This is a genomic window from Pseudomonas sp. CFII68 (assembly GCF_000416195.1).
GTDB lineage: Bacteria > Pseudomonadota > Gammaproteobacteria > Pseudomonadales > Pseudomonadaceae > Aquipseudomonas > Aquipseudomonas kilonensis.
In genome coordinates this window covers 1-16442 of sequence record NZ_ATLN01000109.1, presented here as the reverse complement: position 1 = coordinate 16442, position 16442 = coordinate 1, and the positions used below count along the sequence as shown (strand labels likewise).

Here is a 16442-nt window from a genome sequence, read left to right as displayed (position 1 = left end):
CCTTCCCTTTACTGAAGATTGGTGAGCTTCTCGATGGCCTGGGAGCCTTTGCTGACCACTTTCGCGGTCATCAGGCTTTCCAGGTGGAAGGACGACAGTGAGCGGTTCGACTGCAACATGTCCTGCGGGTCGGCAGTGCGGATAGCCTTGAGCATGTCTCGGTTGGCGCGGTCGTCCAGGCGCTGCAGTTCACCGGAGCGGCTCGACAGCGAGTCAATGATGCGTGCCGCGACGTTGTTTTCGCTGTCCGGGGCGGGGGCTTTTTCGCGCATTTGTGCGTTGAACCAACTGACATCACTGGTCTCGGCGCTCGCTTGTGGCCTGGCGCTCGTTTTGGCGGAAGTGGAGGCGAGGTTGCTGGGGTCGATGGCATGTATGTCCACGGAATGTCTCCTGTTTCAAAGGTTGGTTTGAAAACTCAAAGGTCGGGTGCCTTCAGGCGCACATCAGCCTCAAGACGTTGCGAGCGCTACCGGTGACGCTCAGGTGAAACTCGATTTCTTCCCGGTTGCGCCGGGCACGCTGGCGCAGCGGGGGCTGCTGGCCGGCCAGGCGGGCGAGGGCGAAGTCCAGCTCTTCCAGGGCAAGCTGGAACAACCGGGTTTCGCGAGCATCCAGCGCTGTGCCACGGGCAATGCGTTCGGTCCATGTCCAGCGTTCTGCGTCGAGGGTCGCCGGTGGGGGATAGCGCGCCGGGTGCTGGTCCATGAAGGCGGCGATCTCGAACAACAGGTCCTGGTCGTCCGGTTCATACCGCGCCTGCCCGTCGCCTTCGTCGATTTCCAGCAGCGTCAGCAGTTTCCTGCGGCCCAGGACCGCGATGATCTTGAGCAGCAGCGACAGGCTCGCGTCATGACGACTGCGCCGCGTGGCGTGGTCGCCCTCCATCTCCCAGGCGCCGAACAGCGCGCCACAGAAGGGGTTGTTGGCGCTGCCGAAATCGCTTTGGCTGTCGACATCGTTGTCACCGATGGGCTGCCGACGATGGGCGAACATCTGCGCCAGATCGTTGAACAGGTCTTCGTTGGAATAGGCGTCATCGATATCGACGTCGAGATTGGAGCCGGTGCCGCTGTTGATCTCTTCCAGGATGTCTTCCAGTACCAGACGCAAAGGGTCTTCGGTCTCTGCGGCAAATCTGTCCTGGGGGCTCGGCCAGCCAGACTGGGACTGTCCGCCCGTCGAACCCTTTTCGTTGCCCCACTGGACGAGCGACTCCCTCAACCGGTCGCCGGCTCCATGCAGCGCCAAGTGCAGGCCTGGTGGAGTCGGTGCAGGACGCAGCGTGGGCTCGTCATGGGACAGGTCTCTGAGAGCTCGAAGGCTGTCTGGCAAGTCGATGTGCATTGGGCCTCCTCGCATCGCGCTTGAGGTTACCCCGCCGGAGCGGGGCTGCAGCGAGAGGTCAGAATCGTATGTTTTTCGAGGCTTCCCCCATGGCGGTAATGGCTTTGGTTGCGGTGTCCATCGACCCTGCCGCGATTGCGTTCATGGTGTCGGCGACCAGTTTTTTCTGGTCGAATTGGGATTTCATGGTTGTCATCGCAGCCGAGGTCGCGTCCATCTGCTGCATGGCAGCCGTGGAAGCGGCGAGAGAAGCTCCACCAAAACTCATAGTCGTATCTCCGGGTTGTGGAATGGCGAGACGATCGTGAACGTCTCGATGGTTAAGTGGCGACCGTTGTGTAAACGGTTCCACCGATCCCACTCAACTCGTCGATATTTGCAGGCACTTCATCCGGTAATACAGCGTGCGCCGGGCGATACCCAGTTCGGCGATGACCTTGTCGATGCAGTGATGGTGGCGGCGCATGCAGTCCTCGATGAGGATTTTTTCGAACTGCTGCAGGTGTTCTTTCAACTTGAGCGTCGAGCTGTTGTGTTCCAGTTGCTCGGCGCGGGGCAGTGCCGGCAAGCCGAGCACGTATCGCTTGGCGGCGGACTGCAGTTCGCGGATGTTGCCAGGCCAGGCGTAGCCGAGCAGTTGGCGCAACAGTGCTGGCGACGGCGCGACGTAGGGCCGGTCGAGTGCCTGGGCCTCCCGGCGCACCAGCGACTGGAACAGCGGCACGATGCGCTCCTTGCGGCTGCGCAGTGGGGGCAGCTTGAGGCTGATGATGTTCAGGCGAAAATAAAGGTCCCGGCGAAACTCGCCACGTTCGACCATTTCTCCCAGCGGGCACTGGGCGGAGGCGATCACCCGCATGTTCACCGGGATGTTCTGGGTCGAGCCCAGGCGCTGGACCGTCCTGGATTCCAGGACCCGCAGCAGTTTGGCTTGCAGAGTCAACGGCATGCTGTCGATTTCGTCCAGGTACAGCGTGCCGTTATGCGCGGCTTCGACGAACCCCGCGCGATTTTGGCTGGCCCCGGTAAACGCGCCGGTGTTGGCCCCGAAAAGCTGGCTCTCGGCGAGGCTTTCGGGAATGGCGGCGCAGTTGATGGCAACGAACTTGCCGGAGCAGCCGGACATGCGATGGATCTTTTCTGCCAGCGTGTCTTTACCGGTACCCGTCTCGCCGCGCAGCAACACGTCGATCATCAGCGGAGCGACGCTTTGGACGAACGCCTCGAGGTTGAGGGCATCTTCTTTATAGGGATTGGAAAGTGCAGCGCATAGCAGCTTTTGCATCACTGACGATTCCATTTCTTGTTTGGTTAGAAGGGTCGACAAGTTGAACGATGAAAAGGCGTGTGACACTTCCTCTAGTTAGCGCCGCCGCGCGACTGCACGGGTAATGAACATTTTTCTGGTCACGAGGTTTAGAGAAGAGATTAAAAAAAAGTTCATGCTGGCACCGCCGCTGTTAATCGATTCAGCTAAACGGTCAGCCGGGCTCAAATGCCCTGCACAAGCCGTCTGGCATGGGGCACAGGCCGAAAAGGATCGGTAATGGCGTCGTTTGGAAAAATTGGATCCGACAAACGGTTCAGCCCAGGCCCTTACTTTGAGCAAGAACTCTAAAAGCAAACACTCGGCATAACTTAGTGGCATCAGCCTAGAGGCGGTTGGCAATACGTGTTGTAGTTAATTCGTCAGTTTGAAACCGACCATGGGCAATAACAGCCCACCGCTAATGTGTGAGTCGCATCAACTTCCCGGCCGGCACTCAATGCCTCGAGAATCGGCTCGATGAAGCTGTTGCTCGAGTTGCAGGTCAGGCCTTCGCTGTAGGGGCCGAAGTACGCCAGTTTGCCGCTGCGATCCCAGATCGCCACGGCCGGGCTGGCTGGAATCTGGCTCGAGCCGGGGAGCGTCGGGAGGGTTTTCAAGTGGCTCAACGTGGCCGGCAGCCGACCTTGGCTGCCGGCTTTTTGTACCGCATAAAACTCGACGCCTTGCGGCACATATTTATCGACCAGCTCGGCAAGGTGTTGTTGGTTGCCGACGTTGCACGGGCACGCCGGGTCCCAGAAATGCACCAGGCGAATGGCGCCGGGGCCGGCCAGATCGGCAGGCAGGCGCAGCGGGTCGCCGGAAAACACCACGGTGTGTTGGCTGAAAGCCCGCAGGAAACGGCCTTGGAACCAGTCATAGGCCATCCACAATACGACGGCGCATCCGAGGGCGAGCAGGCTGGCGAGCAAGGTCGTGCGGTGGGACGGGCGCATGGAGTCGATCCTCTGAGGCCGCGTAGCTTGCCATGCCTGCCGCGACAGATGAATATCGCAGGCCTACAAAGTCTGTTTCGCGCGATGCGCCTATGCCTGGAAATCTTGATGCCTGCCACTTTCGACCCCGATCTCCTGCGTGCCAGCCTGCAACCGCTGGCCCAGTGGCAAGCCCTGTCCGAGCAAGCCCAGGCCTACCAGCGGTTCTATGGCCTGGACTTTCCCCAGCGCAGCGTGCGCAAGGGATTGGGGCGTTTCGAGGTGGGTGGGTATGAGTTGGTCAGCCAGGTCTGGTGGCCGGAAAAAGCCGTGGCGACCTTGTTTGTGTTCCACGGCTACTACGATCACATGGGGCTGTACCGGCACTTGATCGAATGGGCCCTGGAGCAGAAATTCGCGGTGATCGCCTGTGACCTGCCGGGCCATGGCCTGTCCAGTGGCGAACGCGCCAGCATCGAGGATTTCGCCGAATACCAGGCCGCGCTGCAAGGCCTGTTGGCCGAGGCCGGGACGCTGGACCTGCCGCAACCCTGGCATCTGTGTGGGCAAAGCACCGGCGGGGCGATCGTCGTCGATCACGTGCTCAACCAGGGCGCGCAGAGCCCGGCCCAGGGGCAGGTCATCCTGCTGTCACCGTTGGTGCGGCCGCGGGCCTGGGGCTGGTCGCGCTTGAGTTATTACCTGCTCAAGCCCTTCGTGACCGGTATTGCCCGGCGTTTCAGCGAGAACTCTACCGACCCGCAATTCCTGTCATTCCTGCAAGCCGATCCGTTGCAACCGCTGCGCCTGCCCACCGCGTGGGTGGGTGCGCTGGGGCAATGGATCAAGCGTATCGAAGCCGCCCCGAGCAGCCCGCGCCAGCCATTGATCGTGCAGGGACAGGCGGACATGACGGTGGATTGGGCGCACAACCTGCAAGTGCTGCGCAGCAAGTTCGACCGGCCGCAGGTGTTGATGTTGCCTGAAGGGCGGCATCACCTGGCGAACGAGGCGCTGGCGATGCGGCAGGAGATGTTTGGGTTCTTGACCAAGCGGATGAGCAGGATCCGGCGGTGACTGGGCTATTGCTATCGCGAGCAGGCTCGCTCCCACACTGGATCTTAATCGATCACAAAACCTGAGTTCATCCAAATACCCTGTGGGAGCGAGCCTGCTCGCGATAGCGGTCTCAGGGATACTGAAGAACTACTGCCCGAGATTCTGCCCCACCGCCAACCCCGCCCGAATCGCCGCCAGGGCCGCTTGATAATAAGCCTGGCCCTCGGTCGATTCGGCGAAGGTGGCGAATTCTTCCAGCTCGGTATCCGTGAGGTCACGGTAGACGTACAACAGCGTGTTGTTCAGGTCCGCGCCGATCTGTTCCATTAACCGTTGGCGTTGTCCATTCAACATGCCCTGGGCCTGGCCGGCCCCCAAGAGCCCCGGGATCATCGAACTCAGGCTGTCGGCCGCCACGCCAGCGATCGCCAGGCTGACCTCGGCGCCGGCCTCGCGGGCGGGCAGGGCCTGGGCCAGGTGGCCGATGATCAACAGGCGGTTGTCGCTGGCAGGCATCTTCGGCAGGCCCTTGGCGTTTTTCGCCAATTGATCACGCCGGGTCGCCAGCAACTCAGCTGCTACGACTTTGCGGCCCAAAGGCGATTGGAAGAAGCTCAGGGCCGGCTGAGGGTCATGAAGATTCTTGCGCATTTGCGCCTCGGCCCGCTGGTCCATGGCCCGGGGGGCGAAACGTTGATTGCTGTTGTTCACCAACGCCTGGAACACCGCCGGCGGCAGGCTGCTCTGATAGCGCTGCTGGGCGGCGCTCAAGGCATCACTGAAATGCGCCCGCTGTTCCGGCCAGCCGGCGACCTTGTACAACTGGTCGTAGCTGTCTGCCCAGGCGGGCAAAACGCAGAACATCAACAGTGAGAAAAGCAAACGGCGCATAGGGACTCCTGTCAGCAGCCGACTATTCTCCGTGGGGTGTGGGGTCTTGTCGAGAATTCGTATCAAGTTCGTACTGCGGTGCAATCTGACGCAGCGAATCGACACAGCGAACCCGCTGCGTGGCGCTGTCGGTTTTGCAGGCACAGGCATACTATGCGCGCCATGCAAATACCTTCTGATCACCCGCTGCTGTTACGTATCGTCGACGACTTGGCCGAGCGCGGCTGGTCGCAGCAGAACCTCTTCCTGCCGGAGGCGCTGACCCGCGCCTTGGCGGCCGAATGCCGCCAGCGCGCCGCCGAGGGCGAACTGGCTCCGGCAGCGGTCGGGCGCGGGCCGTTCTCGGAGATCCGCGAAGGGATCCGGGGTGATCACATCCAGTGGATCGAAGCCGGCCAGGCGCAAGCCTGCGACCATTACCTGGGGCTGATGGACAGCCTGCGCGAAGCGATGAATCGCGGGTTGTTCCTGGGCCTGGAAGACTTCGAAAGCCACTTTGCCCTCTACCCACCCGGCGCGTTTTACCTCAGGCACGTCGACCGCTTCCGCGATGACGACCGACGCATGGTGTCGGCGGTGCTCTACCTCAATGACGACTGGTTGCCGGAACACGGCGGCCAGTTGCGCATGTACCTGGACGAAAACCTGGAGCAGGACGTGGTGCCCATTGGCGGTTGTCTGGTGGTGTTCCTGTCGGGGGACATTCCCCATGAAGTACTGCCCGCCACGCGTGATCGCCTGTCCTTGACCGGTTGGTTCCGCCGTCGCGGCAACGAGTTGTTCTGACGATGGAAAAAATCCTGGTCAGTCGCTGCCTGCTCGGGCATCGCGTGCGCTACGACGGCGGTACCAGCGGGCCGTTCGATCAACTTCAGCAGTGGCTCGACGAAGGCCGGATCGTGCCGCTGTGCCCGGAAGTCGCCGGCGGCTTGCCTACGCCTCGGGCGGCGGCGGAGATTCCTGGCGGACAGGGCGGGCAAGTGCTCGACGACCAGGCACGGGTCATCACCACCGACGGTGAGGATGTGAGTGCGCAGTTCCTGTCAGGCGCGTATCAAGCGCTGGAGCGGGTGCGTGAACACGGCATCCGCATCGCCGTGCTCAAGGCCAACAGCCCGTCGTGCGGCAACCTGTTGACCTATGACGGAACGTTCAGCGGTGTGAAGGTCAGCGGCGAAGGCGTGACGGCGGCGTTGCTCAAGCGCCATGGCGTGAAGGTGTTCAGTGAGCTGGAGTTGCCTGAAGCGGCGGCGGCCCTCAAGGCCTTGAACAGCGAGTAACCTTGAGCCGCGCAGTTCTCAGCGGCAAGGAACTCTCTGTGGGAGCAAGGCTTGCCCGCGATACAGGCGACTCAATTTCTGAAAGACCGCATCGCCTGTATCGCGGGCAAGCCTTGCTCCCACAAATAAATGCCCTCGCCACAAGAGCCCTCCCTCCTCTCTTGGCAAAGGTCATGTTCGATCATCGAACACTTATTGGCCGATGTCGGCTGCTTTATTTGACCAAATTAACCATCTAGTACAATTTATCTCCAGCGGCTGAAACCCCGCCGACACCAACAATAAAAATGTGGAGAAATTGCGATGCCTCCGATCGTTCTGGTGCTCAACGGCCCGAACCTGAACCTGCTCGGTACACGCGAGCCGGCGACTTATGGCCATGAAACCCTGGCTGACATCTCGGCACTGTGCGGCCGCGCCGCTGAAGAATTCGGCCTGGCGGTGGAGTTTCGCCAGACCAACCAGGAAGGCGAATTGCTCGACTGGGTTCACGGCGCCCGTGGCCGCTGCGCCGGTATCGTCATCAACCCGGCAGCCTGGACCCACACCTCCGTGGCGATCCGCGATGCCTTGGTGGCCAGCGAAGTACCGGTCATCGAAGTCCACCTGTCCAACGTCCACGCCCGTGAAACCTTCCGTCATCACTCCTTCGTCTCATCCGTCGCCATTGGCGTGATGTGCGGGTTTGGCAGCCATGGTTATCGTCTGGCCCTTGAACATTTCAGTCAGCGGTTGAAGGGTTGATGAGCATGTCGAATATCACTGTGCTGGCCGGCCTGATCGGCGCGGGCATCCAGGCCTCTCGCACGCCTGCGCTGCATGAGCATGAGGGCGATGCCCAAGGCATGCGTTACCTCTATCGGCTGATCGACCTCGATGCGCTGAAGCTCGACAGCGGCGCCCTGGCCGATCTACTGGTGGCCGCCGAACGCATGGACTTCACCGGCCTGAACATCACCTTCCCCTGCAAGCAGGCGATCATCCCGCTGCTCGATGAGTTGTCACCCGAGGCCCGTGGTATCGGCGCGGTCAATACCGTGGTGCTCAAGGACGGCAAGCGCATCGGCCACAACACCGACTGCCTGGGGTTCGCCGAAGGTTTTCGTCGCGGCCTGGGGGATGTGGCGCGCAAGCGTGTGGTCCAGATGGGCGCCGGTGGCGCCGGCGCGGCGGTGGCCCATGCGCTGTTGATGGAAGGCGTAGAAACCCTGAGCATTTTTGACGTCGAGGTCAGCCGTGCCGAGGCGCTGGCCAACAACTTGAATCAACACTTCGGCGCTGGCCGCGCCCGCGCCGGGCATGACCTGCCCACCGCCATGGCCGAGGCCGATGGCCTGGTGAACACCACGCCCATGGGCATGGCAAAACTACCGGGCATGCCGGTGCCGGTCGAGCTGTTGCGCGGCACTTTGTGGGTCGCGGAGATCGTCTACTTCCCACTGGAAACCGAACTGCTGCGCAACGCCCGCGCGGTCGGCTGCCGCACACTGGATGGCGGCAACATGGCCGTGTTCCAGGCGGTGAAGGCGTTCGAACTGTTCAGCGGCGTGGCGCCAGATGCGCAGCGGATGCTGGCGCATTTCCAGGACATGAATCACTGAAGCCTGACTACATCCCCTGTGGGAGCGGGCTTGCTCGCGAATGCGGTGTGTCAGCAAGCAAATGTGCAACTGACACACCGCATTCGCGAGCAAGCCCGCTCCCACACTGGATTCGGTGTCAGGCCTGCAGATAGCGCAATACCGATTCACAGACCATCTCACGATGCCGCTGCTTGACCGCTTCATCCGACAGGTCGATCTGAAAGATCTCACCGAACGTCTGGCGATTGGACACCCGGTAAAAACAGAACGAACTGATCAGCAGATGCACATCCAGCGGCTCGAGGCCGGCACGGAACACACCCTCTTCAGCGCCGCGCCGCAGGATCACGCCCAGGGAATCGAGGATGGTATTGGTCATCGCCTTGATCGCGCCTGACTGCTTCACGTACTCGGCGTTGTGGATGTTCTCGATGCAGACGATGCGCACGAAATCCACATTGCGATCGTGGTGGTCGAAGGTGAACTCCACCAGGCGCCGGATCGCGTCGACCGGGGCCAGTTCCGCCAGGTGCAGGCGGCTCTCGGTGGTGCGGATATCGCCGTAGAGTTTTTCCAGCACCTCGACGTACAACTGCTCCTTGCTGCCGAAGTAGTAGTAGATCATGCGCTTGGAGGTGTGGATGCGCTCGGCGATGGCGTCGACCCGGGCACCGGCCAGGCCTTGCTGGACGAACTCGACGATGGCTTCCTGAAGAATGTTTTCCCGGGTCTTCTCCGGGTTGTTCTTGCGACTCTTGCGCGGCGCGACGACGGGTTCGTCGAGCGCTGCGGAAAGCTCTGGATTCATAGTCATTGCGGGGCTCACGACCATCACTGCACAGGCTGGCGATTATGGGCCGCACCGTGCACTGAAGGAAGCCACGACACGGCCCATTACCGCCACGTTTACGATTTCCCTACAACTTGGCGTGTCGCAAACCACCGCTGCGGGACTTGGCCATGGCCGCCAGGCGCACCGCGACATTGGCGGCGCCATAACCGACGTAACCGTTCTTGCGCTGGATGATCTCGAAGAAAAAACGCCCTTCGAACGGCTCGGTGTAGACGTGGAACAGCTCGCCACCCTGGGCGTCACGGTCATACAACACGTTGAAGTAGGCCAGTTCGCTGAGGAACTCGTCGTCGAAATCGAAACGCGCCGCCAGGTCGTCGTAGTAATTGAGCGGGATGTCCAGCAACGGTACGCCCGCCTCTTTGGCACGACTGACCTGAGCGAAGATGTCGTCGCAGTCGAAGGCGATGTGATGCACGCCGGAGCCGCGATAACTCGACAGCGCGTGTGAGATCGCGGTGTTGCGGTTCTCGGAAATGTTCAGCGGCAAGCGGATCGAACTGCAGCGGCTGCGCAGCGCACGGCTTTTTACCAAGCCATAAGGGTCGGGCAAGACCACTTCGTCGTCGGCCTCGAAATCCAGCAGGCTCTTGTAGAACAGCACCCAACTGTCGAGGCTGTCGGCCGGTAGCGCCATCGCCATGTGGTCGATGCGCTTGAGCCCGGCCCCAATGACCGCACCCGGCTGCAGGTTGAAATCGGTGCCATAGACGTCGGCCTGCTGGTCCACCAGGTAAATCAGGCTACCGTCCGGTGCGCGCACCGCCGCCAGCTCCAGTTCATTGGGGCCCACCAACCCACGATAGGGCTGGCCTTTGTAGGCAACGGCCCGCTCCAGGGCGCTGGCGCTGTTTTTCACGCGCACGGCGGTGGCGCACAACGACGGTCCGTGGGCTTCGAAAAAACTGTGGGCGAAGGAGTACGGTTCGCTGTTGAGGATCAGGTTGATGTCGCCCTGGCGCAGCAGGCTGACATTCTTCGAACGATGCTGGCCGGCCTTGACGAACCCCAGCCGTTCCAGCCAATGGGAGAGCTTGGCACCGAGGTTATCGTCCACGGCGAACTCGAGGAATTCGATGCCGTCGTATTCGCTGGCCGGCGGCGTGGCGAACAGGATGTCGGCATTACGCATGGAGGGCGCTTCTTCAGCCAGGCGCTGACGGGTCTTTTCTTCCAGGTACAGCAGCGAGCGCAGGCCGTCGGCGGCATTGGCCCGTGGCGGCGCGGCGCGGAACCCGTCGTTGAAGATTTCCAGCGACAGCGGTCCGGTATAGCCACTCTTGATGATCGGCGCCAGGAAACCCGGCAAGTCGAACTCGCCCTGCCCCGGGAAACAACGGAAATGCCGGCTCCATTCCAGGACGTCCATGGCCAGGATCGGCGCGTCGGCCATCTGCACGAAGAAGATCTTGTCGCCGGGGATTTCGGCGATCGCACTCGGATCGCCCTTGAGGGACAAGGTATGGAAGCTGTCGAGCAACACGCCGAGGCTGGGGTGATCGGCCTGGCGCACGATGTTCCAGACCTGTTGATACGTATTGACGTGGCGGCCCCAGGCCAGCGCTTCGTAACCGATACGCAAGCCACGCGCACCGGCCCGTTCGGCCAGCAGGCGCAGGTCATCGATCAGGATCTGTTCATCGCCGACGCTGTCGGCCGAGGCATTGCTGCACACCAGCACCAGGTCAGTGCCCAGTTCCTGCATCAGGTCGAACTTGCGCTCGGCCCGCTCCAGGTTGCGCGACAGGCGATCGCGGCGGCAGCCTTCGAAGTCACGAAACGGTTGGAACAACGTGATGGCGATGCCCAGGTCGGCGCACATCTGCCTGATTTCCCGAGGGCTGCCATCGTAATAGAGAAGGTCGTTCTCGAAGATTTCCACCCCATCAAAACCGGCGGCGGCAATGGCTTCGAGTTTTTCCGGCAAGGTACCGCTCAAGGACACGGTGGCAATGGAACGCTGCATGACTTCGGCTCCCGGGACAGGCATCGGCTACAAAAGGTGCGCCGCTTTTTAAAGAGTCAGCCGATTATTGAGCTGCCAGTTTCTTTCAGCAATTTAATATGTACCATCCGGTTAGTTTTTTGGGCGATTATCGAACAAAATGCCCATAGCTGAATTGACGATTTTTTGCTCACTGCGCACCATCGCTCCCACATGGATGCCGGCCCTGCCGACCTCGATGGACAGACCCAGACCAACCATAAGAATTTCAAAAACGGGTACACGTTATGATTCCTTCCCAAAGTTCCCGCCTGGCCCCCGCCCTGGGAGTCTCCACCGGCACCATCGGTGACAAGATCCGCGGCGCCATGGCCGTGGGCAAGACCCGTTGGGGCATGCTCGCCCTGGTGTTTTTCGCCACGACCCTGAACTACATCGACCGCGCCGCCCTGGGCGTCATGCAGCCGATCCTGGCCAAGGAAATGAACTGGACGGCGATGGATTACGCCAACATCAACTTCTGGTTCCAGGTCGGTTATGCCGTCGGCTTCGTGTTGCAAGGGCGGCTGATCGACCGGATCGGCGTCAAGCGCGTGTTCTTCTGCGCCGTGCTGCTCTGGAGCCTGGCGACCGGCGCCCACGGCCTGGCCACCTCGGCGGTGGGCTTCATGGTCTGCCGCTTTATCCTGGGCCTCACCGAAGCCGCCAACTACCCGGCCTGCGTGAAGACCACACGGCTGTGGTTCCCGGCGGGCGAGCGGGCCGTGGCCACCGGTATCTTCAACGCCGGGACCAACGTCGGCGCGATGTTCACCCCGATGCTGCTGCCGCTGGTCCTGCACGTGTGGGGCTGGCAGGCCGCGTTCCTGTGCATGGCCGCCCTCGGCGGGATCTGGTTGCTGTTCTGGGGCCTGAAATACTTCAACCCCGAAGACCATCCCACCGTCAAACAGTCGGAACTGGACTACATCCAGGCCCAGGACGAACCGGACCAGGTCCGCGTGCCGTTCTCACGCATCCTGCGCATGCGCGGCACCTGGGCGTTCGCCCTGGCCTACTCGATCACCGCCCCGGTGTTCTGGTTCTACCTCTATTGGCTGCCGCCGTTCCTGAACCAGCAGTACAACCTGGGCATCAACGTGACCCAGATGGGCATCCCGCTGATCATCATCTACCTCACCGCCGACTTCGGCAGCGTGGGCGGCGGCATCCTGTCTTCGTTCCTGATCGGCCGTGGCCTCAATCCGATCAAGGCGCGACTGGTGTCCATGCTGCTGTTCGCCTGCTGCATCATTGGTGTGATCATGGCCGCGGGTTCCAGCAGCCTGTGGATGGCGGTGTTCGCCATTTCCCTGGCCATCGGCGCGCACCAGGCCTGGACCGCCAACATCTGGAGCCTGGTCATGGACTACACGCCCAAGCACATGATGAGTACGGTGTTCGGCTTCGGCGGCATGTGCGCGGCCATCGGCGGGATGTTCATGACACAACTGGTGGGCCACATCCTCACGATCACCAATAACAACTACACCGTGCTGTTCACCCTGATCCCGGCGATGTACTTCATTGCCCTGACCTGGCTGTACTTCATGGCACCGCGCAAGGTGCCTACGCTGGAAAACTGATACCAGTCAGCCGGGGATTATTTATCCCACTGTGGGAGCAAGGCTTGCCCGCGATGAAGGCGCCTCGGTTCACTCAGGACCGCATCGTCTTCATCGCGGGCAAGCCTTGCTCCCACAATTGCCCCCTTCACAATCGGTGTTAAGCCCGCCGCTGTTGCCACGCCGCCGCCAACCCACTCAAGCAGATCAAGGCGATGCCCACCACGGTGGTCAGCGTCGGCGTGTGGTTGAACAACAACCAGCCCAGCAGCCCGGCAAACACGATCTGGCAGTACCCGAACGGCGCGAGCAGCGCTGGGGCGGCAAAGCGGAAGGCCTGGGTCAGCATCAGGTGCGCCGTCATCCCGCAGGCGCCCAGCGCCAGCATCATCGCACCGTGCAACAGGCTCGGCACTTGCCAGAAGAACGGCACCAGCGCGCTCATCACCAAGGTATTGCACAGGCCGGCGAAGAAGTTGCTGGTGGTCGGGCTGTCGATCTCGCTGAGCTTGCGCGTGAGCAGTTGGTAGAAACAGAAGAACAGCGCCGAACAGAACGGCAGTATCACCGCCGGGGTGAACAGATCGCCGCCGGGATGGACAATGATCAACACCCCGATAAAGCCGAAGATCACCGCGATCCATTGCCCGCGTGTCACGTGTTCGCCCAGCAATGGCACCGACAAGGCGGTGACCAGCACGGGCGCGAGGAAGTTGACCGCCGTCGCCTCCGCCAGTGGAATGAACATCAACGCGGAGGTGAAAAACAGACTGGTGCCCAGCAGGCACAACGCCCGGGCCAACTGCCATAGCGGGCGCTTGGTACGCAGCACCCGCAGCCCCGAGCGCGGCAGGAAAATACCCGCCATCAACAACGTGTGCACTACGTAGCGCGCCCAGACCACCATGACGATCGGATAAAAACCCGAGAGGTATTTCGACAACGCGTCATGACTGGAGAACAGGAACGTTGCGACCAGAATAAGCACGATGCCCTTGAAAGCCTGATTGACGCCGGAGAGCGGTGTGCTGACGGTCATGAGGGAAACCTGCGTTGCTTGATGTAAGGGCCGTGACGCACGATGCAGTTGTTGGGCCAGCGAGCATACCGATAAGTTCTGAATCCGAAGTGTAATGAAAATTCCGCAGCCAGGCAGGATTGGCTCATCGCTGAACCAAACCCCGTGTTCGTTGCCTGACAGCTCAAGCGCGGCGCGCACCTTGGGCGCCTAAAAGCTAGACTCATCGCCACAGCAGTCATTTCTCGCAGCGTCATTCAGAGGGTTTCCCACATGTTATGGAAAAAAGGTCGCCGCAGTGACAACGTGGTGGACGCTCGCGGCGACGGTGGGGGCGGCGGCGGAATGCGTTTCGGCGGCGGCAAGGGATTGAGCCTGACTGCCGTCCTCCTGATCGTCGGCATCGGCTGGATCACCGGTCAGGACCCGATGCAGATTCTCGGGCAACTGGCCGGGCAGATGGACCAGTCCGCCCCCGCCACTTCACAAACCCGCCAGGCGCCACCGGCCAACGATGAACAGGCCGAGTTCGTGCGCTCGATCCTCGGCGATACCGAAGACACCTGGGGCCAGGTGTTCCAGCAGGCCGGACGCCAATACCAGCAGCCCAAACTGGTGTTGTTCAGCGGTCGGGTCAATTCGGCCTGCGGCCTTGCCTCGTCGGCGACCGGTCCGTTCTATTGCCCGGCAGACCGGCAAGTCTATCTGGACATGAGTTTCTTCAAGGAAATGTCCCAACGCTTCGCCGCGGCCGGGGACTTCGCCCAGGCCTACGTCATTGCCCACGAAGTCGGACACCATGTGCAGACGCTGCTCGGCGTGTCGGCGAAAATCCAGGAAGCGCGCCAGCAAGGCCGGCAGATGGAAGGCGACGGCGGCTTGTTGGTACGCCAGGAGTTGCAGGCCGATTGCCTGGCGGGTGTGTGGGCCAACCATGCGCAAAAACGCCTGAACTGGCTGGAGCCGGGAGACATCGAGGAGGCCTTGAACGCCGCCAATGCCATCGGCGATGACCGCTTGCAGCAACAAGGCCAGGGCCGCGTGGTGCCGGACTCCTTCACCCACGGCACGTCGGCGCAGCGCGTGCGCTGGTTCAAGACCGGGTTCGCCCAGGGCCAGGTCAGCCAGTGCGACACGTTCGCGGCGAAAGCCCTGTAGATGAAGTGGGGGGCGTTGATCGGGCTGGTGCTGTGCTGCGCCGTTGCCCAGGCCGAGGAACATGGCGTCAACGTGGTCGCCCAAGGGCGACTGCAGTTCAAGGGCGGCGCCATGGCCGTCGGCGTAAGCCCCCCGCCGGCGTCCATCCAGCGCGTGCTGATCATCCTCCACGGTCGGCTGCGCAATGCCGACACCTACCTGCACAGCGCCGAAAAGGCTGCCGGGCAGGCCGGACAACTGGGCACCACCCTGATCATCGCCCCGCAGTTTCTCAATGAACAGGACGTGGCGCGCCATCAATTGCCCAATGACCTCCTGCGCTGGCAAGGCAACGACTGGATGGCCGGCGGCCTGTCCACAGGGCCCAACCCGGTCAGTTCGTTCCAGGTACTGGACGACATCGTTGCGCGAGTCAGTGACCGGCAGCAGTTTCCCGAAGTGAAAGAGATCGTCATCGCCGGCCATTCCGGCGGCGCCCAGGTCGTGCAGCGCTATGCCCTGCTCGCCCACGGCCAATACCGGATCAGCCCACGCTTTGTCATCGCCAACCCGTCGTCCTATGCCTACTTCGATGCGCAACGGCCCATGGCTTTCGACCCTGCCAGTTGCCCTGGCTTCAACCGCTGGAAATACGGCCTGCAGGACATGCCCGCCTATGCCGCCGGACAAACACCCGCCCGGCTGGAGGAAAACTACGTCAAGCGCGACATCGTCTATCTGCTCGGGCAACAAGACACCGACCCGGAACATCCGGCGCTGGATAAAGGCTGCGAAGCACAAACCCAGGGGCCGTATCGGTTACTGCGCGGGCGTTTCTTTTTCGACTACCTGACCCGGCGCCATCCCGAGGGGTTGAACCAGCGGCTGATCGAAGTGCCCGGGGTGGGGCATAACGGGGATGGGATGTTGACTTCGCCTGAGGGGTTGAAGGTGTTGTTTGGTCAGTAAGTTTTGTAGCGGTCGAAAGGGCCTCTTCGCGAGCAGGCTCGCTCCCACAGTGGATTTGTGGCGAACAGAGATTTTGTAATCGACAGAGAGCCCCTGTGGGAGCGAGCCTGCTCGCGAAGGCGGCGGGTCAGTCACCACTTATCTCAAGCCGACAACATCCGCCGCAACGCCGAACAATCCCGCGCATGCCAATCCGTCAGCTCCGGCCATGGATTGTCCGGCAGGTTCACCAGCACCGTCCGTGCGCCCGCCGCACGTCCGCAGTCCAGGTCAAAACGGTAATCGCCCACCATCACCATCGCCTCGGGCGCCACGTTCCAAGCCTCGGCCAGCTTCAACAGGCCACCGGGGTGAGGCTTGGGCGGTGCTTCGTCGCGGCCCAGCACATTTTCCACGGCGAAACAGTCCGCCAGGCCAATGGCTTCGAGGGTGACGTGGGCCAGCTCGCGGGCGTTGCGGGTGAGGATGCCCAGGCGATGGCCGCGCCCGGCCAGCTCGCGCACCAACTCGAC

General features: G+C 61.8%; 18 protein-coding genes. 8 read left to right on the top strand and 10 right to left on the bottom strand.

What is annotated here, in order from left to right; translation table 11 throughout:
• Nucleotides 1-8: 8 nt before the first annotated feature.
• The 5 genes from sctI to CFII68_RS07840 all read right to left on the bottom strand — a co-directional run bounded on the left by sctI (nt 9) and on the right by CFII68_RS07840 (nt 3612).
• The gene (sctI, locus tag CFII68_RS07825; protein WP_018610797.1) at nt 9-383 is read right to left on the bottom strand and encodes a type III secretion system inner rod subunit SctI; all 375 of its coding nucleotides are present in this window, start codon (nt 381-383) and stop codon (nt 9-11) included.
• 52 nt (nt 384-435) lie between these two features.
• Nucleotides 436-1347, bottom strand: coding sequence for a type III secretion protein (locus CFII68_RS0126125; protein WP_033062782.1), 912 nt, complete (start codon nt 1345-1347; stop codon nt 436-438).
• Nucleotides 1348-1405: 58 nt separating this feature from the next.
• Nucleotides 1406-1615, bottom strand: coding sequence for a hypothetical protein (locus tag CFII68_RS07830; protein ID WP_003206573.1), 210 nt, complete (start codon nt 1613-1615; stop codon nt 1406-1408).
• A 93-nt stretch (nt 1616-1708) separates the two neighbouring features.
• Nucleotides 1709-2632: a sigma 54-interacting transcriptional regulator gene (locus CFII68_RS07835; protein ID WP_018610792.1), complete on the bottom strand. Its 924-nt coding sequence runs from the start codon at nt 2630-2632 to the stop codon at nt 1709-1711.
• Nucleotides 2633-3036: 404 nt separating this feature from the next.
• Nucleotides 3037-3612, bottom strand: a complete 576-nt coding sequence (locus CFII68_RS07840) for a DUF6436 domain-containing protein (protein ID WP_018610791.1) — start codon at nt 3610-3612, stop codon at nt 3037-3039.
• Nucleotides 3613-3720: 108 nt separating this feature from the next.
• On the opposite strand from CFII68_RS07840, the gene CFII68_RS07845 reads away from it, so the two are divergent.
• Nucleotides 3721-4668: an alpha/beta hydrolase gene (locus tag CFII68_RS07845; RefSeq protein ID WP_018610789.1), complete on the top strand. Its 948-nt coding sequence runs from the start codon at nt 3721-3723 to the stop codon at nt 4666-4668.
• A gap of 129 nt (nt 4669-4797) precedes the next feature.
• Here CFII68_RS07845 and CFII68_RS07850 read toward each other — a convergent pair whose 3' ends face one another.
• On the bottom strand, nt 4798-5541 hold the full coding sequence (locus tag CFII68_RS07850) for a DUF2059 domain-containing protein (protein ID WP_018610787.1): 744 nt from the start codon (nt 5539-5541) through the stop codon (nt 4798-4800).
• A gap of 153 nt (nt 5542-5694) precedes the next feature.
• Here CFII68_RS07850 and CFII68_RS07855 point away from each other — a divergent pair, with 153 nt between their 5' ends.
• The 4 genes from CFII68_RS07855 (at nt 5695) to CFII68_RS07870 (ending at nt 8422) form a co-directional block, all read left to right on the top strand.
• Entirely contained in the window at nt 5695-6327 is a 633-nt protein-coding gene (locus CFII68_RS07855) for a 2OG-Fe(II) oxygenase (protein WP_018610785.1), read from the top strand.
• A gap of 2 nt (nt 6328-6329) precedes the next feature.
• Nucleotides 6330-6821 carry a DUF523 domain-containing protein gene (locus tag CFII68_RS07860; RefSeq protein ID WP_018610784.1) on the top strand — a complete coding sequence of 164 codons (492 nt, stop codon included), beginning with the start codon at nt 6330-6332 and terminating at the stop codon, nt 6819-6821.
• 303 nt (nt 6822-7124) lie between these two features.
• Nucleotides 7125-7565, top strand: a complete 441-nt coding sequence (gene aroQ, locus CFII68_RS07865) for a type II 3-dehydroquinate dehydratase (protein WP_014340320.1) — start codon at nt 7125-7127, stop codon at nt 7563-7565.
• Between the two features lie 5 nt (nt 7566-7570).
• Nucleotides 7571-8422: a shikimate dehydrogenase gene (locus CFII68_RS07870; protein ID WP_371103553.1), complete on the top strand. Its 852-nt coding sequence runs from the start codon at nt 7571-7573 to the stop codon at nt 8420-8422.
• A gap of 118 nt (nt 8423-8540) precedes the next feature.
• On the opposite strand, the gene CFII68_RS07875 is transcribed toward CFII68_RS07870, so the two are convergent.
• Together CFII68_RS07875 and quiC are read right to left on the bottom strand one after the other, a co-directional pair.
• Complete coding sequence (locus tag CFII68_RS07875) at nt 8541-9218, bottom strand: TetR/AcrR family transcriptional regulator (protein WP_024618215.1); 678 nt, start codon at nt 9216-9218, stop codon at nt 8541-8543.
• Nucleotides 9219-9321: 103 nt separating this feature from the next.
• Nucleotides 9322-11223: a 3-dehydroshikimate dehydratase QuiC gene (gene quiC, locus CFII68_RS07880; RefSeq protein ID WP_018610775.1), complete on the bottom strand. Its 1902-nt coding sequence runs from the start codon at nt 11221-11223 to the stop codon at nt 9322-9324.
• Nucleotides 11224-11489: 266 nt separating this feature from the next.
• Here quiC and CFII68_RS07885 point away from each other — a divergent pair, with 266 nt between their 5' ends.
• Nucleotides 11490-12827 (top strand): MFS transporter, encoded by a 1338-nt coding sequence (locus CFII68_RS07885; RefSeq protein WP_018610772.1) that lies wholly within the window; start codon nt 11490-11492, stop codon nt 12825-12827.
• A 139-nt stretch (nt 12828-12966) separates the two neighbouring features.
• Here CFII68_RS07885 and CFII68_RS07890 read toward each other — a convergent pair whose 3' ends face one another.
• Nucleotides 12967-13845 (bottom strand): DMT family transporter, encoded by an 879-nt coding sequence (locus CFII68_RS07890; RefSeq protein WP_018610770.1) that lies wholly within the window; start codon nt 13843-13845, stop codon nt 12967-12969.
• A 252-nt stretch (nt 13846-14097) separates the two neighbouring features.
• Between CFII68_RS07890 and CFII68_RS07895 the strand changes: the two genes are divergently transcribed.
• Nucleotides 14098-14982, top strand: a complete 885-nt coding sequence (locus CFII68_RS07895; RefSeq protein ID WP_018610767.1) for a neutral zinc metallopeptidase — start codon at nt 14098-14100, stop codon at nt 14980-14982.
• The gene (locus CFII68_RS07900) at nt 14983-15930 is read left to right on the top strand and encodes an alpha/beta hydrolase (RefSeq protein ID WP_018610764.1); all 948 of its coding nucleotides are present in this window, start codon (nt 14983-14985) and stop codon (nt 15928-15930) included.
• A 143-nt stretch (nt 15931-16073) separates the two neighbouring features.
• On the opposite strand, the gene CFII68_RS07905 is transcribed toward CFII68_RS07900, so the two are convergent.
• Nucleotides 16074-16442: HAD family hydrolase (locus tag CFII68_RS07905; RefSeq protein WP_018610763.1), on the bottom strand; the 369-nt coding region annotated here is incomplete at its 5' end.